Source organism: Ectopseudomonas khazarica (genome assembly GCF_017915135.1).
Lineage (GTDB): Bacteria > Pseudomonadota > Gammaproteobacteria > Pseudomonadales > Pseudomonadaceae > Aquipseudomonas > Aquipseudomonas khazarica.
The window spans coordinates 422,711-449,463 of sequence record NZ_CP068551.1 but is presented as its reverse complement, the minus strand read 5'-3'; the positions used below and the strand labels follow the sequence as shown (position 1 = coordinate 449,463).

The window sequence follows — 26,753 nt, the reverse complement described above, 5'->3', positions numbered from 1 at the left end:
CGGCTGAACGTGACGGGCTCGTGCCCGTCGCCGATCAGTTGACCTTGGCGTTCAGCTCGCCACTGGCGTAGCGCTGGAACATGCCTTCCAGGGAGACCGGCTTGATCTTGGAGGCGTTGCCGGCGGTGCCGAAGGCTTCGTAGCGGGCGATGCAGATGTCACGCATGGCGACGATGGTCTTGGCGAAGAACTTGCGCGGGTCGAACTCGCTCGGGTGCTCGGCCATCATGCGGCGCATGGCACCGGTGGAGGCCAGACGCAGGTCGGTGTCGATGTTGACCTTGCGCACGCCGTGCTTGATGCCCTCGACGATTTCCTCGACCGGCACACCGTAGGTTTCCTTGATGTCGCCGCCGAATTCGTTGATCACCTTCAGCCATTCCTGCGGAACGGACGAGGAACCGTGCATCACCAGGTGGGTGTTGGGGATGCGCTTGTGGATTTCCTTGATGCGCTCGATCGACAGCACGTCACCGGTTGGCGGCTTGGTGAACTTGTAGGCGCCGTGGCTGGTACCGATGGCGATGGCCAGGGCGTCGACCTGAGTCTTCTTGACGAAGTCGGCGGCCTCTTCCGGGTCGGTCAGCAGCTGGCTGTGATCCAGAACACCTTCGGCGCCAACGCCGTCTTCTTCACCCGCCATGCCGGTTTCCAGGCTGCCCAGGCAACCCAGCTCACCTTCCACAGACACACCGCAGGCGTGGGCGAATGCCACGGTCTGCTGGGTCACGCGGACGTTGTACTCGTAGTCAGCCGGCGTCTTGCCGTCTTCTTTCAGCGAGCCGTCCATCATCACCGAGGAAAAGCCCAGCTGGATCGAGCGCTGGCAGACGTCAGGGCTGGTGCCGTGATCCTGGTGCATGCACACCGGGATGTGCGGGAACTCTTCGATGGCAGCCAGGATCAGGTGGCGCAGGAACGGCGCACCGGCGTATTTGCGGGCACCAGCGGACGCCTGGACGATGACCGGCGAATCGGTCTTGTCGGCGGCTTCCATGATGGCGCGCATCTGCTCGAGGTTGTTGACGTTGAAGGCCGGCACGCCGTAGCCGAATTCGGCGGCGTGGTCGAGCATCTGGCGCATGCTGATAAGTGCCATGGTGTTACTGTCTCCCGGTTTGGAGGTCGTTAATCGTGCAAGCCTGCCGCAGGGGCCGGCGTTGTTCAAGTAATCCGGAAGGGACGCGTCGCCCACTTCCGCTGCGCGCGGCGAGATGACCGCGCGGTGTTGCAAAGTTCTCGCTACTCAGCGCGGCTTGCAGCCGCGACCGACCACTTGCTCGGTGCCAACCCGGTAGACCAGCCCCTCATCACCCTTGGTGTGGAAGGCCAGCATCGGATCGCTGTACAGCGCCCCCGAGGCAGAGGGTGTGAGCCTCAGGCGGTGGGCGATGTCGCTGCCGCCCAGACGCAGATCTATGGCGTCCTCACCTGCCGGGCGCCAGAGCACCTCGGTCTTGTTGTCACAGATCCAGCTGATCCAGCGATCACTCGCCGCCGGCTGCCCGGCGCACGCCGTCAGCAACAGGATGGCGCTGAGCAATCCCACTTTCCCTGCACTGTTCATTCGCCCTCCTCAATCACAACGCTGGCTGGGCATTCCACCATTGGCGCCGCTCTGTCCGTCGATACTGCCACTGCCCTGGCTGCTGGGCGTTTCGATCTGCGCCGGGCTGAACACCCGACAGGCCTTTTCGCGGGCCGTATGGGGATCCCCCGCACAACCGCCCAACAGCACACCGACAATACCCAGCAGCATCCACCTGACCATGGCCTTGCTCCTTGCTCGAGGAATCGGACAACCCGATTCGCCCAGGGTTTAACCGGAGCAGAAACGGGATTCGCCTTTCATCCTAGCAGGGCCACACCCATGACGCGCCGCATCAGGCCTTGGCGCGCGCCTCGAGCACTTCGACGGCCGGCAGGACCTTGCCCTCGACGAACTCGAGGAAGGCACCGCCGCCGGTGGAGATATAGGAGATTTTCTCGGCCACGCCGTACTTGTCGATGGCCGCCAGGGTGTCGCCACCGCCGGCGATGGAGAACGCTGCGCTGTCGGCGATGGCCAGGGCCAGGGCCTTGGTGCCGTTACCGAACTGGTCGAACTCGAACACGCCGACCGGGCCGTTCCACAGGATGGTCTGCGAAGCCTTGAGCATCTCGGCGAACTGCGCGGCGGTCTGCGGGCCGATGTCGAGGATCATGTCGTCCTCGCTCACGTCGGCGACGGCCTTGACCGTGGCCTCGGCATCTTCGGCGAAGGCCTTGGCCACCACCACGTCGACCGGCAGCGGCACGCTGACCTTGGCGGCGATGGCCTTGGCGGTGTCGACCAGATCGGCCTCGTACAGCGACTTGCCCACCGGCAGGCCAGCAGCGGCGAGGAAGGTGTTGGCGATGCCGCCGCCGACGATCAGCGAGTCGCAGATATCGGCCAGGGAGTTGAGCACGTCCAGCTTGGTCGACACCTTGGAACCGGCGACGATGGCCAGCATCGGGCGGGCCGGCTTGTCCAGGGCCTTGCCCAGGGCGTCCAGCTCGGCCGCCAGCAGCGGGCCGGCACAGGCGACCTTGGCAAACTTGGCCACGCCATGGGTCGAGCCCTGGGCGCGGTGGGCGGTGCCGAAGGCATCCATCACGAACACGTCGCACAGGGCCGCGTACTGCTGGGCCAGTTCGTCGCGGTTCTTCTTCTCGCCCTTGTTGAAACGCACGTTCTCCAGCAGCACCAGTTCGCCAGCCTTGACCTCGACACCGCCGAGGTAGTCCTTGACCAGCGGCACGTCGCGGCCGAGCGCCTTGCTCAGGTAGGCCGCCACCGGTGCCAGGCTGTCTTCTTCGCTGTAGACGCCCTCTTCCGGACGGCCCAGGTGCGAGCAGACCAGCACGGCCGCGCCTTTTTCCAGCGCCAGCTTGATGGTCGGCAGGGAAGCGAGGATGCGCGCGTCGCTCTTGACCACGCCATCCTTCACCGGGACGTTGAGGTCTTCGCGAATCAGCACGCGCTTACCGGCGAGGTCGAGGTCGGTCATCTTCAGAACGGTCATGGCATCAGTCCTTCACGGGGGCTGGTTGTACAGAGGAGGTGGATACAGCAAGAAAATGTTCGGCGACATCGAGCATGCGGTTGGCGAAACCCCACTCGTTGTCGAACCAGGCCAGCAGGTTGACCAGGCGCGGGCCGGACACGCGGGTCTGGCTGCCGTCGACGATGGCCGAATGCGGGTCATGATTGAAGTCGCAGCTGGCATGCGGCAGCTCGGTATACGCCAGCAGCCCCTTGAGCGGGCCGCTTTCCGCCGCCTGGCGCAGCACGCGGTTGATTTCCTCGGCGGAGGTGTCGCGCGCGGTCTGCAGGGTGATGTCGAGACAGGACACGTTGACCGTCGGCACACGGATGGCCTTGGCCTGGATGCGCCCGGCCAGCTCCGGCAGCAGACGCTCGATACCGCGCGCCAGGCCGGTGGACACCGGGATCACCGACTGGAAGGCTGAGCGCGTGCGGCGCAGGTCTTCGTGGTGGTAGGCATCGATCACGGGCTGGTCGTTCATCGCCGAGTGGATGGTGGTAATGGAGACGTACTCCAGACCCACCACCTCGTCGAGAAGTTTCAGCAGCGGCACGCCGCAGTTGGTGGTGCAGGACGCATTGGACACCAGGCGCTCGCTGCCATCGAGGCCATCCTGGTTGACCCCGTAGACGATGGTGGCGTCGATATCCGCCTCACCGGCCATCGGCTGCGACAGCAGCACGCGTGGCGCACCGGCAGCGATGAAACGCTGCGCCTCGCTACGGGTGACGTACTGCCCGGAGCACTCCAGCAGCAGGTCGATATCCAGCGCGGCCCAGTCGATCGCTTCCGGCTCGCTCTGGCGCAACACCTTCACGCAGTCGCCGTTGATGTGCAGGCAATCGCCGTCGACCTTCACCTCACCCGGGAAACGCCCATGAGTGGAGTCGAAACGGGTCAGGTACTCGATGCTGGCCTGATCGGCCAGGTCATTGAGGGCGACGATTTCCAGGCTCGCCCCATCGCCGCGCTCATGCAGCGCGCGCAGCACGCAGCGACCGATGCGGCCGTAGCCGTTGAGGGCGACGCGAAAAGGGCGATTGGACATGGGCGATCTCGATAACGTGGCGACTCCCTCTGCCGTTCACTGGAGAGGGCTGGGGAGAGAGCGGCAACGCGACCCTCTCCCCTCAGCCCCCCGCACGCGGCGGAGGGGAGTCAGCGGTTCAGGCGTCGAGCAGCTCTTCAGCCGTGGCAACGACGTTGTCGACGGTGAAGCCGAACTCTTCGAACAGGGCGGCAGCCGGCGCCGACTCACCGAAGGTGGTCATGCCGATGATGCGGCCTTCCAGGCCCACGTACTTGTACCAGTAGTCGGCATGCGAGGCCTCGATGGCGATACGCGCACCCACCTCGACCGGCAGCACGGACTGCTTGTAGGCAGCATCCTGCTGGTCGAACACGCTGGTCGACGGCATCGACACCACGCGCACCTTGCGACCCTTCTCTTCGAGCTTGGCGGCAGCCTGCATGGCCAGGCCGACTTCCGAGCCGGTGGCAACGAGGATCAGTTCCGGCTCGCCAGCGCTGTCCTTGAGCACGTAGCCGCCGCGGGCGACATCGGCCAGCTGCTGGGCATCACGTGCCTGGTGCGGCAGGTTCTGGCGGCTGAACACCAGGGCGGACGGGCCGTCGGCGCGCTCGATGGCGTGTTTCCAGGCCACGGCGGACTCGACCGCATCGGCCGGGCGCCAGGTGTCGAGGTTCGGCGTGCCACGCAGGCTGGCCAGCTGCTCGATCGGCTGGTGGGTCGGGCCGTCCTCACCGAGACCGATGGAGTCGTGGGTGAACACGTACAGCACGCGCTGCTTCATCAGTGCGGACATGCGCACGGCGTTGCGGGCGTATTCCATGAAGATCAGGAAGGTCGCGCCATAGGGCACGAAGCCGCCGTGCAGGGCGACACCGTTCATGATCGCGCTCATGCCGAACTCGCGCACGCCATAGAACATGTAGTTACCGGAAGCGTCCTCGGCGGACACGCCCTTGCAGCCCTTCCACAGGGTCAGGTTGGAGCCGGCCAGGTCAGCCGAGCCACCGAGGAACTCCGGCAGCAGCGGGCCGAAGGCATTCAGTGCGTTCTGGCTGGCCTTGCGGCTGGCGATGGTCTCGCCCTTCTCGGCCACTTCACGCACATAGGCGGCGGCCTTCTCGGCGAAGTCGGCCGGCAGCTCGCCAGCGATGCGGCGCTTGAACTCGGCAGCCAGCTCGGGGAAGGCGGCGGTGTAGGCGGCGAACTTCTCGTTCCAGGCGGCTTCGGCGGCAGCACCGGCGGCCTTGGCGTCCCACTCGGCGTAGATCTCGGCCGGCACTTCGAACGGGCCGTGGTTCCAGCCCAGGTTGGCGCGGGTCAGGGCGATTTCGTCATTGCCCAGCGGCGCACCGTGGCACTCTTCCTTGCCGCCCTTGTTCGGCGAACCGAAACCGATGGTGGTCTTGCAGCAGATCAGGGTCGGCTGGTCCACGCTCTTGCGCGCGGTCTCGATGGCCATCTTGATCTCTTCGGCGTCGTGACCGTCGACATTGCGGATCACCTGCCAGCCATAGGCCTCGAAACGCTTCGGCGTGTCGTCGGTGAACCAGCCTTCGACCTCACCGTCGATGGAGATGCCGTTGTCGTCATAGAACGCGACCAGCTTGCCCAGACCGAGGGTGCCGGCCAGCGAGCAGACTTCATGGCTGATGCCTTCCATCATGCAGCCGTCGCCGAGGAACACATAGGTGTTGTGGTCGACGATGGTGTGACCGTCACGGTTGAACTGCGCGCCCAGCACTTTCTCGGCGATGGCGAAGCCGACGGCGTTGGCGATGCCCTGGCCGAGCGGGCCGGTGGTGGTTTCCACACCCGGGGTGTAGCCGTATTCCGGGTGGCCCGGAGTGCGGCTGTGCAGCTGACGGAAGTTCTTCAGATCGTCGATCGACAGGTCGTAGCCGGTCAGGTGCAGCAGCGAGTAGATCAGCATCGAACCATGGCCGTTGGACAGCACGAAGCGGTCACGATCGGCGAAGTTCGGGTTCTGCGGGTTGTGCTTCAGAAAGTCGCGCCACAGCACTTCGGCGATGTCCGCCATGCCCATGGGGGCACCGGGGTGGCCGCTGTTGGCTTTCTGCACGGCATCCATGCTGAGGGCACGAATGGCATTGGCTCGCTCACGACGGCTGGGCATCGCTGAATCTCCTGCGGGGGGCTGTTCACGGAAAAAGGCGGTTATTTTCGCCCAGCCGCACCCCGCGGGGCAATGACAGATGGTCGTAGATCCGTCGACTCAGCCGACGCGTTCGCTGAGAACCCCCACCGCAGGGCTGCCCGGCCCACCCAGGCAAGGCGCCTGGAACAGCTCGCCATGCCAGACGCCGGCCAGTGTGCGACTGAATACCAGGCACCACACGCCCAGCAACTGCAGGGCCAGCACCACACCGGCGAAGCTGAAGAAGGCCAGGCCCGTCAGCGCCTGCAGCTCGAAGGTGGCCAGGGCGAACACCCCCAGCGGGAAGGTGAACCCCCACCAGCCGAGATTGAACGGCATGTTGTCGCGAATGTAGTGACGGGTGAAGAGCGTGGCGATCACCAGCCACCACAGGCCCGCGCCCCACAACGCCAGGCCGCCGACCAGGCCGAGGTCACGCGCCAGCTCCGCGGCGCCGGCCAGGGGTGTGCCGGCGAATGCCAGCGGCGCCGCCTGCCCCATGCTGAGCAGGCCCAGGCAGCCGGTGGCCAGCGGGCCCAGCGGTAACCAGCTGGTGGCAGCGAAGTCGGTATCCGGCAGTTTGTGCAGCGCCAGGCGCAGCAGCACCAGCGTGATCAGCGAGAAGGCCAGCGACAGCGACATCCCCCAGAGCACGAAGCCGGCCGCCAGCAGCTGCTGCGCGTTGGCGGCGGAAAGATGAGGGGCCAGGGCGCCCGCCGCGCTGGCCGCCACCTCGGGTGCGACGATCGGTAGCAGCCAGACTGCGGTGAGCTTCTCCAGCGCATGATGCTGACGGGTGAACATCAGATAGGGCACGAGCAGCGCACCGAGCAATGCCAGCACCGCGTCCAGCCACCACAACGCATGCGCCAGCGCATAGACGCCCTCGCCCCAGCGCGGCACGCCGAACAGCAGCAGCCCCTTGATCAGCACCGCCATGCCCATGGGGATGGCACCGAGAAACATCGACTGCACCGGATGCAGCAGCATGGGCCAGAGCGTGTCGCGGAACAGCGCCAGACGCAGCAGGAACAACAGGCTGAAGAGGACGAACAGACCGACGGCGAAGAACCACAGCCCCTCCGCCAGCATGACCAGGCCCGGCAGATGCCAGGGCAGATGGGCGAGCACCAGCGCCAGAACGCCGGTGCCCATGGTCATGGCGAACCAGTTGGGCGTGAAGTGACGAATGAAGGCGAGCGGTTCGGGTAAACGACTGAAAGGGCGCGACATGAATCGGGTGGTCCCGTGACATGAGTGACGCCGACAAGGTTAAGAACCGGCTTGCCATATGAAAAATACATATTCAGCATCCATGGCATACCTTCTATGCATGGATATGCCATGAACCTCCACCACCTCAAGGTGTTCCTCGCCGTCGCCGAAGCCGGCAGCATCAGCGCGGGCGCCGAGCGTCTGCACATCAGCCAGCCGGCGGTCACCCGCGAGATACGCGACCTCGAAGCCAGCCTCGACCTGCGCCTGTTCGACCGCCAGCCGCGCGGCGTGCAACTGACCGAGGGGGGCCGGCGCCTGCTCGACTACGCCCAGCGCATCTTCAACCTGGAGCGCGCCGCAGAGCGCGACCTGCGCGACTTCGCCCAGCTCGGCCAGGGCGAACTGAACCTGGGCGCCAGCGCCACGCTCGGCTCCTACCTGCTGCCATCGCTGATCAGCCGCTTCCGCACCCTGCACCCGCAGATCTTCGTCAGCCTGGAGGTGAGCAACACCGACGTGGTGACCCGTCAGCTGGACGAGGGCCTGGTCAGCCTGGGTTTCGTCGAAGGGCCGTTCGTCCGCAGCGACTACGCCCACCGGCTGCTGGCGCGCGACGCCCTGCTGCCGGTCGTGGCGCCCCATCACCCACTGGCCAGCAGCGGTCGACTGGCCGCGCGCATGCTGCAGCGCTACCCGCTGTACATGCGCGAACCCGGCTCCGGCGCGCGGGTCAGCATCGAGCAGGCCTATCGCGCCCACGGCCTGGAGCCCGAGGCCAGTATGGCCATCGGCAGCACCGAGGCCCTGAAGCGCCTGCTCGCCGACGGCCAGGGCATCGCCTGGCTGTCGCAGCGCATCGTCGAGCGCGAATTGGCCAGCGGCGAATTGCGCCACCTCCAGGTGCAGGACCTGCAGATCGAGCGCGACCTGCACGTGCTCTGGCGCCAGGGCGCCAGCCTGAGCCCGGCACCCGCGGCCTTCCTGGCCTTGAGCGCCGCCACGGAGCAACCGGACAGCAATATCAAAATATTTTGATATTGCTGTTGCTGTATGAAAAATGACCGACTAGACTGCGCCACCATGACCCTGCGCGCATCCCAGCTGGAATTCGACCCCTGCGACGAGCTCGCCGCCCTGTGCAAGGCCGGCGGCGATCCGCTGCGCCTGAACGTGCTGCGCGCGCTGAGCAACGACTCGTTCGGCGTGCTGGAACTGGCGCAGATCTTCGCCATGGGCCAGTCGGGCATGAGTCATCACCTCAAGGTACTGGCCCAGGCCGGCCTGGTGGCCACCCGCCGCGAAGGCAACGCGATCTTCTATCGCCGTGCGCTGCCCAACGGGCGTCTGCACGCCGCACTGCTGGAAGATGTCGACGAGCTACCCGTGCCGACCGACAGGCAAGCGCGGATTGCCGCGGTACACCAGCAGCGCGCCACTGTCAGCCGCGACTTCTTCGCGCGCATGGCCAGCAACTTCCAGGCCCAGCAGGACCTGATCGCCGGCCTGCCGCAGTACCGCGACAGCCTGCTGGCCCTGCTCGACAGCCTGCACTTCGCCCCCGGCGCCACGGCAATGGAAATCGGCCCGGGCGACGGCGCCTTCCTCCCCGAGCTGGCGCGCCGTTTCGCCCAGGTCATGGCGCTGGACAACAGCCCGGCCATGCTCGAGCTGGCGAGCCAGCGCTGCGCCAGCGCGGGGCTGGACAACGTCGCGCTGACACTCGGCGATGCCCTGCAGAGCGAGCATGGAGCAGCCGACTGCGTGGTGCTCAACATGGTGCTGCACCACTTCGCCACCCCGGCCGAGGCTTTCCGCCAGCTGGCACGGCACGTAAAACCCGGCGGCAGCCTGCTGATCAGCGAGCTGTGCAGCCACGACCAGAGCTGGGCCCGCGAGGCCTGCGGCGATCTCTGGCTAGGCTTCGAGCAGGAGGATCTGTCGCGCTGGGCCAGCGCCGCCGGTCTGCTGCCCGGCGAGAGCCTGTACATCGGCCTGAAAAACGGCTTTCAGATTCAGTTACGCCACTTCGCCCAGCCCCTTGAGCGAGCGGCCTTCAGTTACGGCACAAAAGGAATCCATCCATGAGCGAATACTCCCTGTTCACCTCCGAGTCCGTGTCCGAGGGACATCCGGACAAGATCGCCGACCAGATCTCCGATGCCGTGCTCGACGCCATCATCACCCAGGACAAGCACGCCCGCGTGGCCGTGGAAACCCTGGTCAAGACCGGCGTCGCCATTGTCGCCGGCGAAGTGACCACCAGCGCCTGGGTCGACCTCGAGCAGATCGTCCGTGACGTGATCAACGGCATCGGCTACACCAGCAGCGATGTCGGCTTCGACGGCTCCACCTGCGGCGTGCTCAACATCATCGGCAAGCAGTCGGTGGACATCGCCCAGGGCGTCGACCGCTCCAAGCCGGAAGACCAGGGTGCCGGCGACCAGGGCCTGATGTTCGGCTACGCCAGCAACGAGACCGATGTGCTGATGCCGGCGCCGATCCGCTTCTCCCACGCGCTGGTCGAGCGCCAGGCCGAAGCCCGCAAGTCCGGCCTGCTGCCGTGGCTGCGCCCGGATGCCAAGTCCCAGGTCACCTGCCAGTACGAGAACGGCAAGGTCGTCGGCATCGACGCCGTGGTGCTGTCGACCCAGCACAACCCGGACGTGTCGCTGAAGGACCTGCGCGAAGCGGTGATGGAGCTGATCATCAAGCACAGCCTGCCGGCTGAACTGCTGCACAAGGACACCCAGTTCCACATCAACCCGACCGGCAACTTCGTCATCGGCGGCCCGGTGGGCGACTGCGGCCTGACCGGGCGCAAGATCATCGTCGACAGCTACGGCGGCATGGCCCGTCACGGCGGCGGCGCCTTCTCCGGCAAGGATCCGTCCAAGGTCGACCGTTCGGCTGCCTACGCCGGCCGCTACGTGGCCAAGAACATCGTCGCCGCCGGCCTCGCCGACCGCTGCGAGATCCAGGTGTCCTACGCCATCGGCGTGGCCCAGCCGACCTCCATCTCGATCAACACCTTCGGCACCCACAAGATCGCCGAAGACAAGATCATCCAGCTGGTGCGCGAGGTGTTCGACCTGCGTCCGTACGCCATCACCAAGATGCTCGACCTGCTCCACCCGATGTACCAGGCCACCGCGGCCTACGGCCACTTCGGCCGCACCCCGGAACAGAAGACCGTGGGCGACGACAGCTTCACCACCTTCACCTGGGAGCGTACCGACAAGATCGAGGCACTGCGCGCCTCTGCCGGCCTGTAACCAGCGCCTGAAGAAAAGCCCCGCCAGCCTCGGCTGTGCGGGGCTTTTTCGTTCCTGACCCGGGCAAACTCGGGGCGCCACAGGATAGACGCTCAGCCCAGGCCCTTGCCCCCGAGGAGCCGCCTCGCCCCCTCGTTTCGCGAGACAGGCCCAGCGCCGGCCAGCCGATTCGGAAGAAACCTGCGGATCACTGACCCTGATCAAGGGAGCGGCTCGGCACCGCGAACCTCGTGAGCCATTGGCGGTCACTTCGAGAGAGAGACTCACGAGGAAAGACCATGATTCGCCAAGCCACCGTTCTCGGCCTGATGCTGGTCGCCGGACTGAACGTCACCCCCATCCTGGCCGCCAAACCCGACGGCGACTGCGCCGCCAAGCGTCAGGTCATCCAGGAGAAGATCGAAGCCGCCCGCCAGAACGGCCACTCACACGAGCTGCTGGGCCTGCAGCGCGCACTGGGCAAGGTCGAGGCGTACTGCGATGACGCCGCGCTGCGCCAGGAGCGCCTGGCCGATGTGAAGGACGCGCGCCAGGAGGTCGAGGAGCGCGAGATGGACCTGCGCGACGCGATGGGCAAGGGCGACCAGGAGAAGATCGGCAAGCGCCAGGCCAAGCTGGCCGAAGCCCGCGCCGAACTGGAACAGGCCGAAGCCGAAGCCCGTTCGCCTCAGTAGGCGCGAAACGCCTTGTGGCAGGCTTCGCAGCTGTCCTCCACCGCCTGCACGGCTGGCTCGAGCTCGGAACGGCGCAACGGCGGTGCGCTGGTCGCCTGGACCAGCGCCGCCGTGGTCTGCTCCAGATCACGGGCCATCTTCTGGAACTGCTCCTGGCGCTCCCAGACCTCGGGGTTGGCCTTGCTGCGCTCGTCATCACGCACCTGCGGGAAATGCTGCCAGGGCTCGCGCGACAGGCGGTCCAGCTCGGCAGCGCCCGTGATGAAGCCGGCCTCATCGTAGGGAATACGGCCCCGCAGCATGCCCCCCAGGTCCTCGCTGACCTTGAGCATTTCCTTGAACAGGGCCTGACGCTTGCCCAGCGGCGAGTTGGGATCGACACCACCACAGGCGGCCAGCGCCATGCAGGCGCAGACGAGCAGCAGTTTCTTCAGCATCATGACGACAGGTTCCAGGCGCAGAAAGGGGTGCCAGTATCGCCACTTGCCAGCACCAGGCCAAGGCACCTGATGTCGCAACACCCGCCAGGCGCCATCTGGTCAGCGGAGGTTCAGGTACTGAAACGCTCGAGCTGCTGGTTCAGTCGCAGCACTTCTCCCTGAATCATCGTGCTGACACCGACCACCTGCTCGACCTCCTCCTGAGTACGCTGAGCCAGCCCGGCAATGTGAGTGATGCGCTGATCGATGTCCTGCGCGACCTGGCTCTGCTGCTCGGAAGCCGTGGCGATCTGAGCATTCATGACATTGATGCTGTCCACCGCCCCCGCGATGGTGCCGAGCACATCGGTGGCCTCACGGATATTGGTCAGATTGCCCTCGGCCAGGGCCGCGCTCTGCTGCATCGCCACCACGGCGTCACGCGCCCCACTCTGCAGACGCTGGATCATCGCCTGGATTTCTCCGGTCGACTGTTGAGTACGGCTGGCCAGAGTCCGCACCTCGTCGGCAACCACGGCGAAGCCACGTCCGGCTTCACCTGCGCGAGCAGCCTCGATCGCGGCATTGAGCGCCAGCAGGTTGGTTTGCTCGGCAATCCCGGTGATGACTTCGAGCACCCGCCCCACGCCATTGCTTTCCTGCTCCAGGCGCTGCACCTGCTCACTGCTGTGGATCAACTGCGAGGCGAGCCTCGACACCTCGTCGGCCCCTTGCTGGATCACGCCAAGTCCCTGCTGTACGCAACTGTCGGCGTGCCGGGCCGACTGCGCGGCCTCGGCAGCATGGCGCGCCACCTGGGCGACGGTGGCACTCATTTCATTCATGGCCGTGGCAACCTGCTCGATATCCTCGTGCTGCTGACGCACACCGTCGCCGGCCACATTCGCCGCGCCGACCACGCCTTGCACGTCTTCAGCGGTACGCTCGCCGCTGACCTTGACCTCACCGAGAAGCTCGCGCACCTGCGCCTGCATGCGGTTGTAGCCGGCGAAAATACGACCGATCTCGTTGTCGCTCAACTTCCCCATGAGGGTCTTGGTGAAGTCGCCAGAACCTACTCGGGTCAGTGAGTCTTCCACTTCGCGCAAACTCTGCATCAGCGGCCGCAGACCGAACTGCCGCCCCAGCACCACCAGCAGCAGAATGCCGAGCAGGCAGCCGAAGGCCAACAGCATCTGACTGCGCTGCCAGCGCTCGACATGCGCGGACATCAGCCCAACCGCCATGTTCATCTCACGCAGCAGGTCGACCGACTGCTTGCCCAACTGTTTCATGTCCACAGCGCTATCCCCTCCCGCTGCCTGCAACAGAGGCCCCCTGAAGGCTTGCCACAAGTCGCCGACCTTTTGCATCTGCGCCCTGATCTCGGGTGTCGCCAGCACCGCGACCTTGCGCTGCTCATTACCGCTCAGCAGATCGCGATGAGCCTGATCGAACTGGGCCATGGTGGCTTCCAGTGTCGCCATGTCCAGTTGCCCCTGGCGAATCAGCAGGGCCTCCTTGGTCATTTTCTGGCTGAGCATGCGCTGCGCACCGGCAACGTTGATCGTTTCCGGAGAGACCGACAGGCTGAGATAGAGAGCGACGGACGCCACGAACGCCATGGCGAACATCAGCGCATAGGAAAACAGGAACTGGTGATTCAGCGTACGCAGGCCAATGCTGCGCAGAAGCTGATCAAAGAAGGCGCTAGCTGACATGGCGAACTCCTGTCGCGTGCAGAAGCGAACCTCGCCAACCCTCCCTGGCTTGGGAATCCCGGCACCAGAACCCTGGCACCGGAGGGAGGAACGCCATGGCGGGGCGTTCCACTGGTTGCAATCGAACGATCAGACTGGAGCATAGATCACTCTCCAGCAGGCATGGCCTGCCGGAGAGAATTTCCGCCGAACTGTCGGCTGGTGGCGCCGAGGCCAGGGCCGCCTAGGCGCCGAGACGGTCCTTCACGTAGGTGATCTCGGTCTTGCCGTGCGGCGCAGGCAACCCATCCTCGCCGAGGTTGACGAAGACCAGCTTGTCGATGGTGAGGATGCTCTTGCGGGTGATCTTGTTGCGTACTTCGCAACGCAGGGTGATCGAGGTGCGGCCGAACTCGCTGGCGGTGATGCCCAGTTCGATGATGTCGCTCTGGCGCGCCGAACTGACGAAGTTGATCTCGGAAATGAACTTGGTGACCACGCGCTGGTTGTCGAGCTGGACGATGGCGTAGATCGCCGCCTCCTCATCGATCCACTTCAGCAGGCTGCCGCCGAACAGGGTGCCATTGGGGTTGAGATCCTCAGGCTTGATCCACTTGCGGGTATGGAAATTCATGCATGGTTCTCCTTGCCAGGTTGGGCGACCATCATGCACCGCCGTCACCGTGCCTGTCGTGGCAGGCACGGCTATGGTTTCGATAGCCGGGCAAATACGACGGAAAGCCTTGGGCTGTGCCGCACGGGCAGCTATAATTTGCCGGTTACACGCGACCGGCACCGCTCCGGTCGCTCCCGCCACCCGGTCGAGGGGCGCTGCAGCAGATCCGCATCACGCGGTTTTGTCAGGCTCGCCCGGGGCGTTATCCAAACGCATCAACGGCGCCCATTCGCAGACAACGAATGGAGAGTTACTGCATGAGCGCTTTCAACGACTACAAGGTCGCCGATATTTCCCTGGCCGACTGGGGCCGCAAAGAGCTGATCATCGCCGAGTCCGAAATGCCGGCACTGATGGGCCTGCGCCGCAAGTACGCCGCCAGCCAACCGCTGAAAGGCGCGAAGATCCTCGGCTGCATCCACATGACCATCCAGACCGGCGTGCTGATCGAGACGCTCACCGCCCTGGGCGCCGAAGTGCGCTGGTCCTCGTGCAACATCTTCTCCACCCAGGACCAGGCCGCTGCCGCCATCGCCGCTGCCGGCATCCCGGTATTCGCCTGGAAGGGCGAGACCGAGGAAGAGTACGAGTGGTGCATCGAGCAGACCATCCTCAAGGACGGCCAGCCGTGGGACGCCAACATGGTGCTGGACGACGGCGGTGACCTGACCGAGATCCTGCACAAGAAATACCCGCAGATGCTCGAGCGCATCCACGGCGTCACCGAAGAGACCACCACCGGTGTGCACCGCCTGCTCGACATGCTCAAGGCCGGCACCCTGAAAGTCCCGGCGATCAACGTCAACGACGCCGTGACCAAGAGCAAGAACGACAACAAGTACGGCTGCCGCCACAGCCTCAACGACGCCATCAAGCGCGGCACCGACCACCTGCTGTCGGGCAAGCAGGCGCTGGTCATCGGCTACGGTGACGTGGGCAAGGGCTCGGCCCAGTCGCTGCGTCAGGAAGGCATGATCGTCAAGGTTTCCGAAGTCGACCCGATCTGCGCCATGCAGGCCTGCATGGACGGCTTCGAGCTGGTTTCCCCGTACAAGAACGGCCTCAACGACGGCACCGAGGCCAGCGTCGACGCAGCTCTGCTGGGCAAGATCGACCTGATCGTCACCACCACCGGCAACGTCAACGTGTGTGACGCCGGTATGCTCAAGGCGCTGAAGAAGCGCGCCGTGGTGTGCAACATCGGTCACTTCGACAACGAGATCGACACCGCCTTCATGCGCAAGAACTGGGCCTGGGAAGAGGTCAAGCCGCAGGTGCACAAGATCCACCGCACCGGCGCCGGCAGCTTCGACGCCGCCAACGACGACTACCTGATCCTGCTGGCCGAAGGCCGCCTGGTGAACCTGGGCAACGCCACTGGCCACCCGAGCCGCATCATGGACGGCTCCTTCGCCAACCAGGTGCTGGCGCAGATCTTCCTGTTCGAGCAGAAGTTCGCCGATCTCTCCGCCGAGAAGAAAGCCGAGCGCCTGACCGTGGAAGTGCTGCCGAAGAAACTGGACGAAGAAGTGGCCCTGGAAATGGTCAAGGGCTTCGGCGGCGTGGTCACTCAGCTGACCAAGCAGCAGGCCGACTACATCGGCGTGACCGTGGAAGGTCCGTTCAAGCCCGATACCTACCGCTACTGATCACAGCCACAAGCGGCAAGCCGCAAGCTGCAGGACGGGCCCCGCTCCCCTTGCAGCTTGAGGCTTGCAGCTTGCCGCTGGGAAGGGAACCTTCTCCATGAGTCAAGAACGCCGTTACAGCTTCGAGTTCTTCCCGACCAAGACCGAAGCCGGACACGAAAAACTGCTGAACGTGGCGCGCCAGCTGGCGAGCTACAACCCCGATTTCTTCTCCTGCACCTACGGTGCCGGAGGCTCCACCCGTGACCGCACGCTGAACACCGTGCTGCAGCTCGACGGCGAAGTGAAGGTGCCGACCGCACCGCACCTGTCCTGCGTCGGCGACAGCAAGGCCGAGCTGCGCGAACTGCTGACCCTGTACAAGGACGCCGGCATCAAGCGCATCGTCGCCCTGCGTGGCGACCTGCCCTCGGGCATGGGCATGGCCAGCGGCGAGCTGCGCTACGCCAATGAGCTGGTCGAGTTCATCCGCAACGAAACGGGCGATCACTTCCACATCGAAATCGCCGCCTACCCGGAAATGCATCCGCAGGCGCGCAACCTCGAGAGCGACATCGCCAACTTCGTACGCAAGGCCAAGGCCGGCGCCAACAGCGCCATCACCCAGTACTTCTTCAACGCCGACAGCTATTTCCACTTCGTCGAGCGCGTGCAGAAACTGGGCGTCGACCTGCCGATCGTGCCGGGCATCATGCCCATCACCAACTACAGCAAGCTGGCGCGTTTCTCCGATGCCTGCGGCGCGGAGATCCCGCGCTGGGTGCGCAAGCAGCTGGAAGCCTACGGCGATGACGTCGAAAGCATCCAGGCCTTCGGCCAACAGGTGATCAGCGAGATGTGCGAACGCCTGCTCGACGGTGGCGCACCGGGCCTGCACTTCTATACGCTGAACCAGGCCGACCCCAGCCTGGCCATCTGGAACAACCTCAAACTGCCACGCTGAGGCAGTTCACCCGCAGGCTGCCTTCGGGCAGCCTGCTCGCGTCACACCCCGCCTTGCCGCCGAAGGATCGCCTGCCATGCTCAAACGCTCCACGATCAATGCCTCAGTCAGCCCCAAGGGCAGCCTGGAAACGCTCTCGCAACGCGAGGTGCAGCAACTGCGTGAAACCGGTTCGGGCAGCGTCTATCGCCTGTTCCGCCAATGTGCACTGGCAATCCTCAACACCGGCTCGCACAGCGACAACGCCAAGACCATCCTCGAGGCATACCCGGATTTCGAGGTGAAGATCCACCAGCAGGATCGCGGCATTCGCCTGGAACTGCTGAACGCTCCCGCCGACGCCTTCGTCGATGGCGAGATGATCGCCAGCACCCGTGAAATGCTCTTCAGCGCCCTGCGCGACATCGTCTACACCCAGAGCGAGCTGGAGAACAAGCGCATCGACCTGGACAGCTCGGAAGGCATCACCGACTACGTCTTCCACCTGCTGCGTAACGCTCACACGCTGCGCAGCGGCGTCGAACCGAAGATGGTGGTGTGCTGGGGCGGACACTCGATCAGCTCCGAGGAGTACAAGTACACCAAGAAGGTCGGCCATGAGCTGGGCCTGCGCGGCCTGGATATCTGCACCGGTTGCGGCCCCGGCGTGATGAAGGGGCCGATGAAGGGCGCCACCATCAGCCACGCCAAGCAGCGCAACCTCACTGGCCGCTACCTGGGCCTGACCGAGCCGGGCATCATCGCGGCGGAAGCACCGAACCCCATCGTCAACGAGCTGGTGATCCTGCCGGATATCGAAAAACGCCTGGAAGCGTTCGTGCGCGTCGGTCACGGCATCATCATCTTCCCGGGCGGCGCCGGCACCGCCGAGGAGTTCCTTTACCTGCTGGGCATCCTCACCCACCCGGACAACCAGGACCTGCCCTTTCCGGTCATCCTCACCGGGCCGAAGAGCGCCAGCACCTACCTGCAGCAGCTGCACGACTTCATCGGCGCGACCCTCGGCGAAGCCGCGCAGCAGCGCTATCGCATGATCGTCAACGATCCGGCCGAGGTGGCCCGCGAGATGGCGGTCGGGATCAAGGCCGTGCGCCAGTTCCGCCGGGAACGCAACGACGCCTTCCACTTCAACTGGCTACTGAAGATCGACGAGAGCTTCCAGCATCCGTTCGAGCCGACCCACGACGCCATGGCCAGCCTCAATCTGACCCGCGAGCAGCCGCTGCATCATCTCGCGGCCAATCTGCGTCGGGCCTTCTCCGGCATCGTCGCAGGCAACGTCAAGGAAAACGGCATTCGCCTGATCGAAGAGAACGGCCCTTACGAGATCAAGGGTGACGCCAGCATCATGGCGCCCCTGGACCGACTGCTGCAGGCCTTCGTCGAACAGCACCGGATGAAGCTGCCCGGTGGCACGGCCTACGAGCCCTGCTACCGCGTCGTGTCCTGAACGCGCCTGCCGGGGCGCACCCTTGCTGCGCCCCAGCCCCTTGCCGAAGGGGGACTATGCTTAAGCCATGAGAGCAGTCGTACGCGTCGTCATTGGCCTGCAGCTGATGTGCTGCGTGGCCCTCGGCCTACGGGCCGAACCCTTGCGCCTGGTCACCGAGGCGTGGCCGCCTTATGTCTACGAGGAAAACGGCCAGCCGACCGGGCTCGACTACGAGATCACCCGCGAGGTGCTGCGCCGTCTGGGCCGCGAGATGCAGCTGCAGTTCATGCCCTGGAAGCGCTGCCTGCTGGCCATGCAGCAAGGGCAGGCCGACGGCATCCTGGACGTCTTCTACCACCCGTCGCGCGAGGCCAGCATGCAGTTCGCCTCGGAGCCGCTGAGCGACATCGAGTTCGTGCTGTTCTACTCGCGCAGCCGGCCCTTCTACTATCGCCACATCGACGACCTGCGCGGCCTGGTGATCGGCATCTCCCCTGGCTACTGGTACAACGACGAAGCGTTTCGCACCGCGCAGACCTTCCGCCGCGAGGAAGGCCCCAGTCACGAGGCCAACATCGGCAAGCTGGCGCGCCACCGTGTCGATCTGGTGGTGAACGATCGTCGCACCGGTATCTTCCTGGCCAGCCGCCTGGGGCTGGGCCGCAAGATCAGCTACAACGCGACGCCGGTCGGCCATGACCATCTCTACCTGGCGCTGGCCAGAACAGCGGAGTTGCGCGCCCTGGCCCAGGCCTTCAGCGAGGAACTGCGCCGTTTCAAGGCCGAGCCGGCCTATGCCGAGCTGCAGGCGCGCTACGCCGAATTGTCCGGCGCCGACGAAGTCTCCGCGCCGTGAACCAGCCGACAGGCTGGTAGATGCGCAACGCGCAAGCTCTGTTATACTCGGGCCTTCCCGCCAGGCTTGCGCCCGGATGCTGGTTCTCGGAAGCCAGCAGTACCGGACGGGATCATGCCCCCCACGCGTGATTCAAGCCAGGCAATATCACCCCATAGGGCCACGCCCTCACTACGTACAGGATTGCCCATGTCCTTTGCTTCCCTCGGTCTCTCCGAGGCTCTAGTCCGTGCGATCGAATCCGCCGGCTATACCCAGCCCACTCCGGTGCAACAGCGGGCCATTCCCGCCGTGTTGCAAGGTCGCGATCTGATGGTGGCGGCCCAGACGGGCACGGGCAAGACTGCAGGTTTCGCCCTGCCGATTCTCGAACGCCTGTTCCCGGCCGGCCATCCAGACCGCGAACAGCGCCATGGCCCGAAGCAACCGCGCGTGCTGGTGCTGACGCCCACCCGCGAGCTGGCTGCCCAGGTGCATGACAGCTTCAAGATCTACGCCCGCGACCTGAAGTTCGTCAGCGCCTGCATCTTCGGTGGCGTCGGCCTGAACCCGCAGGTCCAGGCACTGGCCAAGGGCGTCGACGTACTCGTCGCCTGCCCCGGCCGCCTGCTCGACCTCGCCGGCCAGGGCAGCGTGGACCTTTCCCACGTGGAAATTCTGGTACTGGACGAAGCCGACCGCATGCTCGACATGGGCTTCATCCATGACGTCAAGAAGGTGCTCGCGCGCCTGCCGGCGCAGCGCCAGAACCTGCTGTTCTCGGCGACCTTCTCCAAGGACATCACCAATCTCGCCGGCAAGCTGCTGCACAATCCCGAGCGCATCGAGGTCACGCCGCCGAACACCACCGTCGAGCGCATCGAGCAGCGTGTGTTCCGCCTGGCCGCCAGTCACAAGCGCGCACTGCTTGCGCACCTGATCACTCAGGGTGCCTGGGAACAGGTACTGGTGTTCACCCGTACCAAGCACGGCGCCAATCGCCTGGCCGAGTACCTCGACAAGCATGGCCTGCCGGCTGCCGCGATCCACGGCAACAAGAGCCAGAACGCCCGCACCAAGGCCCTGGCCGACTTCAAGGCGAACAAGGTACGCATACTGGTCGCCACCGATATCGCCGCCCGCGGCCTGGACATCGACCAACTGCCGCACGTGGTCAACTTCGAGCTGCCCAACGTCGAGGAGGACTACGTTCACCGCATCGGCCGCACCGGCCGTGCCGGACGTAGCGGCGAGGCCATCTCGCTGGTCGCCCCGGACGAGGAGAAGCTGCTCAAGAGCATCGAGCGCATGACCAAGCAGAAGATCCCCGATGGCGATCTGATGGGCTTCGATGCCAGCACCGTGGAGGCCGAGCGCCCCGAAGCGCGCGAACCACGCCAGCCGCGCAACGCCGGCCAGAAGAAGCAGAAGGCCGAGTCCGGCGCCAAACCCAAGGGCGAGCACCAGAACGGCGGCCGCAAGGACAAGGGCAAGGACGGCGGCAAGGATCAGAAGGCCAAGCCGCAGGGGCAGAAGCGCCGCCGCGGACAACGCGATGACACGGGCCAGGGCCAGCCTGCAGCGGCGATTCCCGCCCTGCCGCCAGATCGTGATCCGGAAGAGTTCCTCGACGACGATATCGACAACTTCGGCAACCGCGTCGACTACGTCAGCCCGGTCCAGAACAAGCAACAGGGGCGTGGCCGTCGTTCGAGCGGCACCCCCGGCAACGGCGGTACCCAGCAGGGTCAAGGCCAGCGCCAGAGCAACAAGGGCCCGCGCAACAACAATGGCGCCGGCGCCGGCAATGGCGCCAACAAGAACCGTCGCCAGGGCAATGGCCAGGGCGGCCAGGGCCAGGGGCGCAACGGTGCCAACCGTGGCCGTGGCCGCGCTGCCCATGACGGCCGCGTCACCTCGCTCGACCGCGACGAGCTGCCGCGTGCCGAGGCTGCCGTGCGCAGCCCGCGTGACAAGCAGCCGGTCATCGTGCACAAGAGCTCGCGCCTGGACCGTTTCCCCACGGCCGAGCAACTCGATGAGCTGAGCAACAGCAACCGCCCTCGCGGCGAGAAGCCGGCACTGCTGACGCGCAACCGCGACGAGTGAGCGCCGACGCAGCAACAAAAACGCCGCCCCTGAGGGCGGCGTTTTCGTTTAGGGGAAAAGGCGAGTGGATAACCACCCCTCTCCCCTCTGGCCTCTTTCCCATGAATGGGAGAGGGTCATCAGACGGCCGCTGGCTGGCGGCCGCCTTCCTTACTGGCGAACGCCTTCGATCGAAATGATCAGCTCGACGGTCTCCGAAGCCGGGCCGAGGTCCATGGCGATGTCGAAGTCCTTCAGCTTCAGGGTCGTGGTGCCTTCGAAACCGGCGCGGTAGCCGCCCCACGGGTCCTTGCCTTCACCGATGAACTTGGCCGCGATCACCACCGGCTTGGTCACGCCGTTGAGGGTCAGGTTGCCGGTGACATCAGCGGTGCCTTCGCCGGTGGACTTGACCGAGGTGGACTCGAAGGTCGCGGTGTCGTGCTTGCTGGCATTGAGGAAGTCGGCACTGCGGATGTGCTTGTCGCGCTCGGCGTGGTTGGTGTCGACGCTGGCGGTCTTCAGGCTCACGCTGACCTTGCTGGCCTCGGGGTTGGCGGCGTCGAAGCTGAACTTGCCGTCGAAATCCTTGAAGGTGCCGTACAGCCAGCTGTAGCCCAGGTGGCTGATCTTGAAGTTGACGAAGGCATGCTGGCCTTGCTTGTCGATGGCATAGTCGGCCGCCATGGCCTGCCCGCCGATCAGGGCGGAACCCATAACCAGTGCAGCGAGGGCATTCTTCAACATGGGTGTTCTCCTTGCGAGGTTGTCGATCTAGGTGGGCCTTGGCCCGATGATGAATAGCTTCAGCGCCCGAACATCCGCAGCAGGGTGCTGTCGCGGTCGATGAAATGGTGCTTGAGTGCGGCCAGGCCGTGCACGACCGCGAAGATCACCAGGCCCCAGGCCAGGTATTCGTGGATATCACCGGCGATATCTTCCTGGTGCTCGATGCCCATCAGGGTGGCGGGCACGCTGAACAGCCCGAACACCTCGATACCACGGCCATCCGCGGTGGAAATCAGGTAACCGGAGAGCATCACGCCGAACAGGCCCAGGTAGAGCGCGGCATGGCCCAGCTTGGAAGCCAGGCGGGTGAGCGCGCCATGGTTCTCCAGCGCCGCTGGCGCCGGGTTGAACAGGCGCCACAACACGCGCAGCAGCATGGTCGCGAACAGCAGGATGCCGATGCTCTTGTGCAGGTCCGGCGCACTCTGGCGCCAGGGGTCGTAATAGCTGAGCCCGACCATCCAGAAACCGAGGGCGAAGAGGCCGAACACGGCCAACGCCACCAACCAGTGCAACAGCACGCTGACCAGACCGTAACGAGCAGAGGTATTACGCCATTGCATGGGGACTTCCTGATTCAATTTCCGAGCAAGACTAACGGCAAATATATCGATTTAAAGCGGAAAATTTCGCTATGAAACATCGAGAAATGCGATAGCTAATTTCCATGCCTTCAAGCCGATCGGATTAGTGCGCCGCCGCTGCCGCAAAGTTCGCAAGTATGGCTACAGGCGGCGCAAAACACCGGACCAGCGGCAGTTTCCATCCCCGCGCGCGCCTTCTGGTAGGCTGTGCCGCCGAACAGCGGGAGATTTCTCATGAGCCAGAACGACCATTGGATGCAGCGCGACCTCGACGTGCTGTGGCACCCCTGCACCCAGATGAAGGATCACGAACGCCTGCCGCTCATCCCCATCCGCCGCGGCAAAGGCGTCTGGCTGGAGGACTTCGACGGCAAGCGCTACCTGGATGCGGTCAGCTCCTGGTGGGTCAACGTCTTCGGCCACGCCAACCCGCGCATCAACGCGCGCATCCGCGAGCAACTGGACAGCCTCGAGCACGTGATGCTGGCCGGCTTCAGCCACGAACCAGTGGTGGAACTGTCCGAGCGCCTGGTGCGCCTCACGCCCGCGGGCCTGAACCGGGTGTTCTACGCCGACAACGGTTCCTCGGGCATCGAGGTGGCGCTGAAGATGAGCTTCCACTACTGGCTCAACAGCGGTGCGCCGGCCAAGAAGCGCTTCGTCACCCTGACCAACAGCTACCACGGCGAGACGGTCGCGGCGATGTCGGTGGGCGATGTGTCGCTGTTCACCGACACCTACCGCGCCCTGTTGCTCGACACCCTCAAGGTGCCGACCCCTGACTGCTACCTGCGCCCAGAGGGCGTGAGCTGGGAAGCGCACTCGCGCAGCATGTTCGCCCACATGGAACAGACCCTGGCCGAGCATCACCACGAAGTCGCTGCGGTGATCGTCGAGCCGCTGATCCAGGGCGCCGGCGGCATGCGCATGTACCACCCGGTCTATCTCGAGCTGCTGCGTGACGCCTGCAACCGCTACGGCGTGCACCTGATCGTCGACGAGATCGCCGTGGGGTTTGGCCGTACCGGGACGATGTTCGCCTGCGAACAGGCCAACATCACCCCGGACTTCATGGTGCTGTCCAAGGCGCTCACCGGTGGCTACCTGCCGATGGCCGCCGTACTCACCACCGACGATGTCTACGCGGCGTTCTACGACGACTACGCGACCCTGCGCGCCTTCCTCCATTCGCACACCTACACCGGCAACCCGCTGGCCTGTGCGGCGGCGCTGGCTACCCTGGACATCTTCGAGCAGGACAACGTGATCGAGGCCAACAAGGCCCTCGCCACGCGCATGGCCAGCGCCACCGCGCACCTGGCCGAACACCCGCACGTCGCCGAGATCCGCCAGACCGGCATGGCCCTGGCCATCGAGATGGTGCAGGACAAGGCCAGCAAGACCGCCTACCCCTGGCAGGAGCGACGCGGCCTGCGCGTCTATCAGCATGCCCTGCAGCGTGGCGCGCTGCTGCGTCCGCTCGGTAGCGTGGTGTACTTCCTGCCGCCCTACGTGATCACCCCCGAGGAAATCGACTTCCTCGCCGAGGTGGCCAGCGAGGGGATCGATATCGCCACCCGTGAATCGGTCAGCGTGGCGGTGGACAATCGCTTCCCCGATCACCGCGATCCAGGCTAGCGACGACGGCCAGAGGCAAGTAACAGCGCAGAGGCGCAGTGCTTTACACTTGCCGCTTCGAACTTGTCGCTCGGTAGCTATTCATATGCGCCTATCCCGCTTCTTCATCGACGCCCCGCTCTCCCTCGGCCAGCACGAGCTGCCCGAGGCCCAGGCGCACTACATCGGCCGGGTGCTGCGTCATGCCGTGGGCGATGCCGTGCAGCTGTTCGACGGCAGTGGCCGCGAGTACCTGGGCGAGCTGATCGAGGTGGGCAAGAAAAGCGTGCGCGTGGAGCTGCGCGAGGCGCTCGATGGCCTGGCCGAGTCCGCGCTGCGCATTCACCTCGGGCAAGGCCTGTCACGCGGCGAACGCATGGACTGGGCGATCCAGAAAGCCACCGAGATGGGCGCGACGGAAATCACCCCCATCGTCTCGACACGCTGCGAAGTGCGCCTGAAGGACGAACGGGCCGACAAGCGCATGGCCCACTGGCGCCAGGTGGCGATCAGCGCCTGTGAACAGTGCGGGCGCTCGGTGCTGCCGGTGATCCACCCTCCACTGGAACTGGCCGCCTGGCTGCAACAGACCAAAGCCGATCTGAAGCTGGTGCTGCACCCGGTCGCCGCGCCGCTGCAGAGCCATGAGCAGCCACGCAGCCTGGCCTTCCTGATCGGCCCGGAAGGCGGCTTGAGCGATGCGGAAGTGGAGCAGGCCATGCACGCCGGCTTCCACGCAGCTCGCCTGGGACCGCGCGTTCTACGTACGGAAACGGCGCCAGTGGTGGCCCTGAGCGTCGCTCAGCAGCTGTGGGGCGACCTCCAGGCGTAAAATGTCGCCTTGGCGTAACAAAATGTGACCTCAAGAGATTGCAAGCCGAGCAGTCTTTGTCATGCTCTGCGCGCCGCGTGCGCGACCTGCTTTACCAGCGACCAGCGCCCGGCCGAGGCCGGCGCCCCGCTGCGTCGTTCCTCTTCCAATAACAAATCAACGGGCTTCGGCCCCGCCCAAAAGGCGGCCGCATGCCCAGGAGCATTGCATGAACGAACTGGTCTCGACCCTCAACGGTCTGGTCTGGAGCCCGGCGCTGATCTATCTATGTCTCGGCGTTGGTCTCTACTTCTCCCTTCGCGGCCGCTTCCTCCAGGTCCGCCACTTCAAAGAAATGATCCGCCTGATGTTCACCGGCAAAACCGATGAGCACGGCATCTCCTCCTTCCAGGCCCTGACCATGACCCTCGCCGGTCGCGTCGGTACCGGTAACATCGCCGGTGTGGCCACCGCCATCACCTTCGGCGGCCCGGGTGCGATCTTCTGGATGTGGATGGTTGCCTTCCTCGGCGCCAGCTCGGCGTTCGTCGAGTCCACCCTCGGCCAGGTGTACAAGGAAAAGCTCAACGGTGAATACCGTGGTGGCCCGGCCTTCTACATCGAGAAAGGCCTGGGTCTGAAGTGGTACGCCTGGCTGTTCGCCGTGGTCACCGTGTTCGCCTGCGGCCTGCTGCTGCCGGGCGTACAGGCCAACTCCATCGCCTCCAGCGCGCAAACCGCATTCGGCATCGACCCGAACGTGACCGCTGCCCTGCTCGCCGTCCTGATCGGCCTGATCATCTTCGGTGGCGTCAAGCGTATCGCCCACTTCACCCAGGTGGTGGTGCCGTTCATGGCGCTGGGCTACATCCTGGTCGCCCTGGTGATCATCCTGCTGAACATCGAAAAGCTGCCGGAAGTGATCGCTCTGATCTTCCGTAGCGCCTTCGGCCTCGAAGCCGGTTTCGGTGCCATCATCGGCATGGCTATCCAGTGGGGCGTGAAGCGCGGCGTCTACTCCAACGAAGCAGGCCAGGGCACCGGCCCGCACGCCTCCTCCGCGGCAGCCGTCAGCCACCCGGCCAAGCAGGGCCTGGTACAGGGCTTCTCGGTCTACATCGACACCCTGTTCGTCTGCTCGGCGACTGCCTTCATGCTGCTGATCACCGGTCAGTACAACGTACAGGCTCCCGATGGCAGCGCGCTGTTCACCGGTATCGCTGGCGTCGCCGCCGGCCCGGGCTACGTGCAGACCGCGATGGAGAACATGATGCCCGGCTTCGGTAACGCCTTCGTTGCCATCGCCCTGTTCTTCTTCGCCTTCACCACCATCCTGGCCTACTACTACATCGCCGAAACCAACATTGCCTACATCAACCGCAAGGTGAAGCGCCCGATCCTCACCCTGCTGCTGAAGTTCGGCATCATCGCGGCCACCGTATACGGCACCGTGCGCAGCGCCACCGTTGCCTGGGACCTGGGTGACCTCGGCGTGGGCCTGATGGCCTGGCTGAACATCATCGCCATCGTGCTCATGCACAAGATTGCCTACAAGTGCCTGAAGGACTACGAGCAACAGCAGGACGAAGGCAAGGACCCGGTGTTCCACCCGGAAAAACTCGGCATCAAGAACGCCGACTACTGGGGTAGCCACACCTCGGAAGACAATCTGCAAGAAGAAAAGAAAGCCGAAGCTGCAGAGGCTAACGCGCAGCGCTGATTGCGCTCGCTGACGGCATGAAAAAGCCCCGGCCATGTGCCGGGGCTTTTTCGTTGGGGCCTGCTGC

Annotated in this window: 24 protein-coding genes and 1 riboswitch; of the genes, 12 read left to right on the top strand and 12 right to left on the bottom strand. The window is 65.0% G+C overall.

Annotated elements, in window-relative coordinates:
- Positions 1–34 precede the first annotated feature (34 nt).
- The 7 genes from fba to JLK41_RS02080 form a co-directional block, all read right to left on the bottom strand.
- Positions 35–1,099 carry a class II fructose-bisphosphate aldolase gene (gene fba / locus JLK41_RS02110; RefSeq protein WP_037050072.1) on the bottom strand — a complete coding sequence of 355 codons (1,065 nt, stop codon included), beginning with the start codon at positions 1,097–1,099 and terminating at the stop codon, positions 35–37.
- Between the two features lie 147 nt (positions 1,100–1,246).
- Entirely contained in the window at positions 1,247–1,567 is a 321-nt protein-coding gene (locus JLK41_RS02105; protein WP_210390237.1) for an MliC family protein, read from the bottom strand.
- 9 nt (positions 1,568–1,576) lie between these two features.
- Complete coding sequence (locus JLK41_RS02100; RefSeq protein WP_037050078.1) at positions 1,577–1,771, bottom strand: hypothetical protein; 195 nt, start codon at positions 1,769–1,771, stop codon at positions 1,577–1,579.
- Between the two features lie 112 nt (positions 1,772–1,883).
- Positions 1,884–3,047, bottom strand: a complete 1,164-nt coding sequence (locus JLK41_RS02095) for a phosphoglycerate kinase (protein ID WP_210390236.1) — start codon at positions 3,045–3,047, stop codon at positions 1,884–1,886.
- A gap of 4 nt (positions 3,048–3,051) precedes the next feature.
- Positions 3,052–4,119 (bottom strand): erythrose-4-phosphate dehydrogenase, encoded by a 1,068-nt coding sequence (gene epd / locus JLK41_RS02090; RefSeq protein WP_037050082.1) that lies wholly within the window; start codon positions 4,117–4,119, stop codon positions 3,052–3,054.
- Between the two features lie 118 nt (positions 4,120–4,237).
- A complete protein-coding gene (gene tkt, locus JLK41_RS02085) occupies positions 4,238–6,238 on the bottom strand; it encodes a transketolase (protein WP_210390235.1) in 2,001 nt (666 codons plus the stop codon).
- Between the two features lie 99 nt (positions 6,239–6,337).
- Positions 6,338–7,492, bottom strand: coding sequence for a TDT family transporter (locus JLK41_RS02080; RefSeq protein ID WP_210390234.1), 1,155 nt, complete (start codon positions 7,490–7,492; stop codon positions 6,338–6,340).
- Positions 7,493–7,603: 111 nt separating this feature from the next.
- Between JLK41_RS02080 and JLK41_RS02075 the strand changes: the two genes are divergently transcribed.
- The 4 genes from JLK41_RS02075 (at position 7,604) to JLK41_RS02060 (ending at position 11,423) form a co-directional block, all read left to right on the top strand.
- Complete coding sequence (locus tag JLK41_RS02075) at positions 7,604–8,512, top strand: LysR family transcriptional regulator (protein ID WP_210390233.1); 909 nt, start codon at positions 7,604–7,606, stop codon at positions 8,510–8,512.
- Between the two features lie 45 nt (positions 8,513–8,557).
- Entirely contained in the window at positions 8,558–9,562 is a 1,005-nt protein-coding gene (locus JLK41_RS02070) for an ArsR/SmtB family transcription factor (protein ID WP_037050090.1), read from the top strand.
- A complete protein-coding gene (metK, locus tag JLK41_RS02065; RefSeq protein ID WP_037050092.1) occupies positions 9,559–10,749 on the top strand; it encodes a methionine adenosyltransferase in 1,191 nt (396 codons plus the stop codon). The genes JLK41_RS02070 and metK overlap by 4 nt, the downstream gene beginning before the upstream one ends.
- Positions 10,750–11,027: 278 nt before the next feature.
- Positions 11,028–11,423 carry a DUF1090 domain-containing protein gene (locus tag JLK41_RS02060; protein ID WP_037050094.1) on the top strand — a complete coding sequence of 132 codons (396 nt, stop codon included), beginning with the start codon at positions 11,028–11,030 and terminating at the stop codon, positions 11,421–11,423.
- Here JLK41_RS02060 and JLK41_RS02055 read toward each other — a convergent pair.
- The 3 genes from JLK41_RS02055 to JLK41_RS02045 all read right to left on the bottom strand — a co-directional run bounded on the left by JLK41_RS02055 (position 11,417) and on the right by JLK41_RS02045 (position 14,176).
- On the bottom strand, positions 11,417–11,863 hold the full coding sequence (locus JLK41_RS02055; RefSeq protein WP_037050097.1) for a c-type cytochrome: 447 nt from the start codon (positions 11,861–11,863) through the stop codon (positions 11,417–11,419). The genes JLK41_RS02060 and JLK41_RS02055 overlap by 7 nt on opposite strands.
- 110 nt (positions 11,864–11,973) lie before the next feature.
- Complete coding sequence (locus JLK41_RS02050) at positions 11,974–13,563, bottom strand: methyl-accepting chemotaxis protein (RefSeq protein ID WP_037050099.1); 1,590 nt, start codon at positions 13,561–13,563, stop codon at positions 11,974–11,976.
- A gap of 223 nt (positions 13,564–13,786) precedes the next feature.
- Positions 13,787–14,176, bottom strand: a complete 390-nt coding sequence (locus JLK41_RS02045; protein WP_150607671.1) for an acyl-CoA thioesterase — start codon at positions 14,174–14,176, stop codon at positions 13,787–13,789.
- A gap of 183 nt (positions 14,177–14,359) precedes the next feature.
- Positions 14,360–14,452, top strand: a riboswitch (S-adenosyl-L-homocysteine riboswitch).
- A 23-nt stretch (positions 14,453–14,475) separates the two neighbouring features.
- Here JLK41_RS02045 and ahcY point away from each other — a divergent pair.
- The 5 genes from ahcY (at position 14,476) to rhlE2 (ending at position 21,186) form a co-directional block, all read left to right on the top strand.
- Complete coding sequence (gene ahcY, locus JLK41_RS02040) at positions 14,476–15,867, top strand: adenosylhomocysteinase (protein ID WP_037050104.1); 1,392 nt, start codon at positions 14,476–14,478, stop codon at positions 15,865–15,867.
- A 97-nt stretch (positions 15,868–15,964) separates the two neighbouring features.
- Positions 15,965–16,810, top strand: a complete 846-nt coding sequence (gene metF, locus JLK41_RS02035) for a methylenetetrahydrofolate reductase [NAD(P)H] (RefSeq protein ID WP_210390232.1) — start codon at positions 15,965–15,967, stop codon at positions 16,808–16,810.
- 76 nt (positions 16,811–16,886) lie between these two features.
- Positions 16,887–18,260 carry a nucleotide 5'-monophosphate nucleosidase PpnN gene (gene ppnN / locus JLK41_RS02030; RefSeq protein WP_037050109.1) on the top strand — a complete coding sequence of 458 codons (1,374 nt, stop codon included), beginning with the start codon at positions 16,887–16,889 and terminating at the stop codon, positions 18,258–18,260.
- 67 nt (positions 18,261–18,327) lie between these two features.
- Positions 18,328–19,098, top strand: a complete 771-nt coding sequence (locus tag JLK41_RS02025) for a substrate-binding periplasmic protein (RefSeq protein ID WP_037050110.1) — start codon at positions 18,328–18,330, stop codon at positions 19,096–19,098.
- Positions 19,099–19,287: 189 nt separating this feature from the next.
- On the top strand, positions 19,288–21,186 hold the full coding sequence (rhlE2, locus tag JLK41_RS02020) for an RNA helicase RhlE2 (protein WP_210390231.1): 1,899 nt from the start codon (positions 19,288–19,290) through the stop codon (positions 21,184–21,186).
- 150 nt (positions 21,187–21,336) lie between these two features.
- Here the strand turns inward: rhlE2 and JLK41_RS02015 are convergent, their stop codons facing one another.
- Positions 21,337–21,912, bottom strand: coding sequence for a YceI family protein (locus JLK41_RS02015; protein ID WP_037050116.1), 576 nt, complete (start codon positions 21,910–21,912; stop codon positions 21,337–21,339).
- A gap of 59 nt (positions 21,913–21,971) precedes the next feature.
- Positions 21,972–22,517: a cytochrome b gene (locus JLK41_RS02010; RefSeq protein WP_210390230.1), complete on the bottom strand. Its 546-nt coding sequence runs from the start codon at positions 22,515–22,517 to the stop codon at positions 21,972–21,974.
- Positions 22,518–22,772: 255 nt separating this feature from the next.
- On the opposite strand from JLK41_RS02010, the gene JLK41_RS02005 reads away from it, so the two are divergent.
- From JLK41_RS02005 to JLK41_RS01995, 3 genes are all read left to right on the top strand, one after another.
- Entirely contained in the window at positions 22,773–24,176 is a 1,404-nt protein-coding gene (locus tag JLK41_RS02005; protein WP_037050121.1) for an adenosylmethionine--8-amino-7-oxononanoate transaminase, read from the top strand.
- A gap of 85 nt (positions 24,177–24,261) precedes the next feature.
- The gene (locus JLK41_RS02000; protein ID WP_210390229.1) at positions 24,262–24,987 is read left to right on the top strand and encodes a 16S rRNA (uracil(1498)-N(3))-methyltransferase; all 726 of its coding nucleotides are present in this window, start codon (positions 24,262–24,264) and stop codon (positions 24,985–24,987) included.
- Between the two features lie 208 nt (positions 24,988–25,195).
- Positions 25,196–26,686 carry an alanine/glycine:cation symporter family protein gene (locus JLK41_RS01995; RefSeq protein WP_037050126.1) on the top strand — a complete coding sequence of 497 codons (1,491 nt, stop codon included), beginning with the start codon at positions 25,196–25,198 and terminating at the stop codon, positions 26,684–26,686.
- The last annotated feature ends 67 nt before the right edge of the window (positions 26,687–26,753 follow it).

What these genes read in the sequence shown, in the direction of transcription:
- JLK41_RS02100 (WP_037050078.1), bottom strand. Translation starts at nt 1,771, where the DNA reads ATGGTCAGGTGGATGCTGCTGGGTATTGTCGGTGTGCTGTTGGGCGGT.
- JLK41_RS02000 (WP_210390229.1), top strand. Translation starts at nt 24,262, where the DNA reads ATGCGCCTATCCCGCTTCTTCATCGACGCCCCGCTCTCCCTCGGCCAG.
- metF (WP_210390232.1), top strand. Translation starts at nt 15,965, where the DNA reads ATGAGTCAAGAACGCCGTTACAGCTTCGAGTTCTTCCCGACCAAGACC.
- fba (WP_037050072.1), bottom strand. Translation starts at nt 1,099, where the DNA reads ATGGCACTTATCAGCATGCGCCAGATGCTCGACCACGCCGCCGAATTC.
- rhlE2 (WP_210390231.1), top strand. Translation starts at nt 19,288, where the DNA reads ATGTCCTTTGCTTCCCTCGGTCTCTCCGAGGCTCTAGTCCGTGCGATC.
- JLK41_RS02005 (WP_037050121.1), top strand. Translation starts at nt 22,773, where the DNA reads ATGAGCCAGAACGACCATTGGATGCAGCGCGACCTCGACGTGCTGTGG.
- metK (WP_037050092.1), top strand. Translation starts at nt 9,559, where the DNA reads ATGAGCGAATACTCCCTGTTCACCTCCGAGTCCGTGTCCGAGGGACAT.
- JLK41_RS02105 (WP_210390237.1), bottom strand. Translation starts at nt 1,567, where the DNA reads ATGAACAGTGCAGGGAAAGTGGGATTGCTCAGCGCCATCCTGTTGCTG.
- JLK41_RS02060 (WP_037050094.1), top strand. Translation starts at nt 11,028, where the DNA reads ATGATTCGCCAAGCCACCGTTCTCGGCCTGATGCTGGTCGCCGGACTG.
- JLK41_RS02080 (WP_210390234.1), bottom strand. Translation starts at nt 7,492, where the DNA reads ATGTCGCGCCCTTTCAGTCGTTTACCCGAACCGCTCGCCTTCATTCGT.
- JLK41_RS01995 (WP_037050126.1), top strand. Translation starts at nt 25,196, where the DNA reads ATGAACGAACTGGTCTCGACCCTCAACGGTCTGGTCTGGAGCCCGGCG.
- epd (WP_037050082.1), bottom strand. Translation starts at nt 4,119, where the DNA reads ATGTCCAATCGCCCTTTTCGCGTCGCCCTCAACGGCTACGGCCGCATC.
- tkt (WP_210390235.1), bottom strand. Translation starts at nt 6,238, where the DNA reads ATGCCCAGCCGTCGTGAGCGAGCCAATGCCATTCGTGCCCTCAGCATG.
- JLK41_RS02095 (WP_210390236.1), bottom strand. Translation starts at nt 3,047, where the DNA reads ATGACCGTTCTGAAGATGACCGACCTCGACCTCGCCGGTAAGCGCGTG.
- ahcY (WP_037050104.1), top strand. Translation starts at nt 14,476, where the DNA reads ATGAGCGCTTTCAACGACTACAAGGTCGCCGATATTTCCCTGGCCGAC.
- JLK41_RS02025 (WP_037050110.1), top strand. Translation starts at nt 18,328, where the DNA reads ATGAGAGCAGTCGTACGCGTCGTCATTGGCCTGCAGCTGATGTGCTGC.
- JLK41_RS02075 (WP_210390233.1), top strand. Translation starts at nt 7,604, where the DNA reads ATGAACCTCCACCACCTCAAGGTGTTCCTCGCCGTCGCCGAAGCCGGC.
- JLK41_RS02070 (WP_037050090.1), top strand. Translation starts at nt 8,558, where the DNA reads ATGACCCTGCGCGCATCCCAGCTGGAATTCGACCCCTGCGACGAGCTC.
- JLK41_RS02045 (WP_150607671.1), bottom strand. Translation starts at nt 14,176, where the DNA reads ATGAATTTCCATACCCGCAAGTGGATCAAGCCTGAGGATCTCAACCCC.
- ppnN (WP_037050109.1), top strand. Translation starts at nt 16,887, where the DNA reads ATGCTCAAACGCTCCACGATCAATGCCTCAGTCAGCCCCAAGGGCAGC.
- JLK41_RS02015 (WP_037050116.1), bottom strand. Translation starts at nt 21,912, where the DNA reads ATGTTGAAGAATGCCCTCGCTGCACTGGTTATGGGTTCCGCCCTGATC.
- JLK41_RS02050 (WP_037050099.1), bottom strand. Translation starts at nt 13,563, where the DNA reads ATGTCAGCTAGCGCCTTCTTTGATCAGCTTCTGCGCAGCATTGGCCTG.
- JLK41_RS02010 (WP_210390230.1), bottom strand. Translation starts at nt 22,517, where the DNA reads ATGCAATGGCGTAATACCTCTGCTCGTTACGGTCTGGTCAGCGTGCTG.
- JLK41_RS02055 (WP_037050097.1), bottom strand. Translation starts at nt 11,863, where the DNA reads ATGATGCTGAAGAAACTGCTGCTCGTCTGCGCCTGCATGGCGCTGGCC.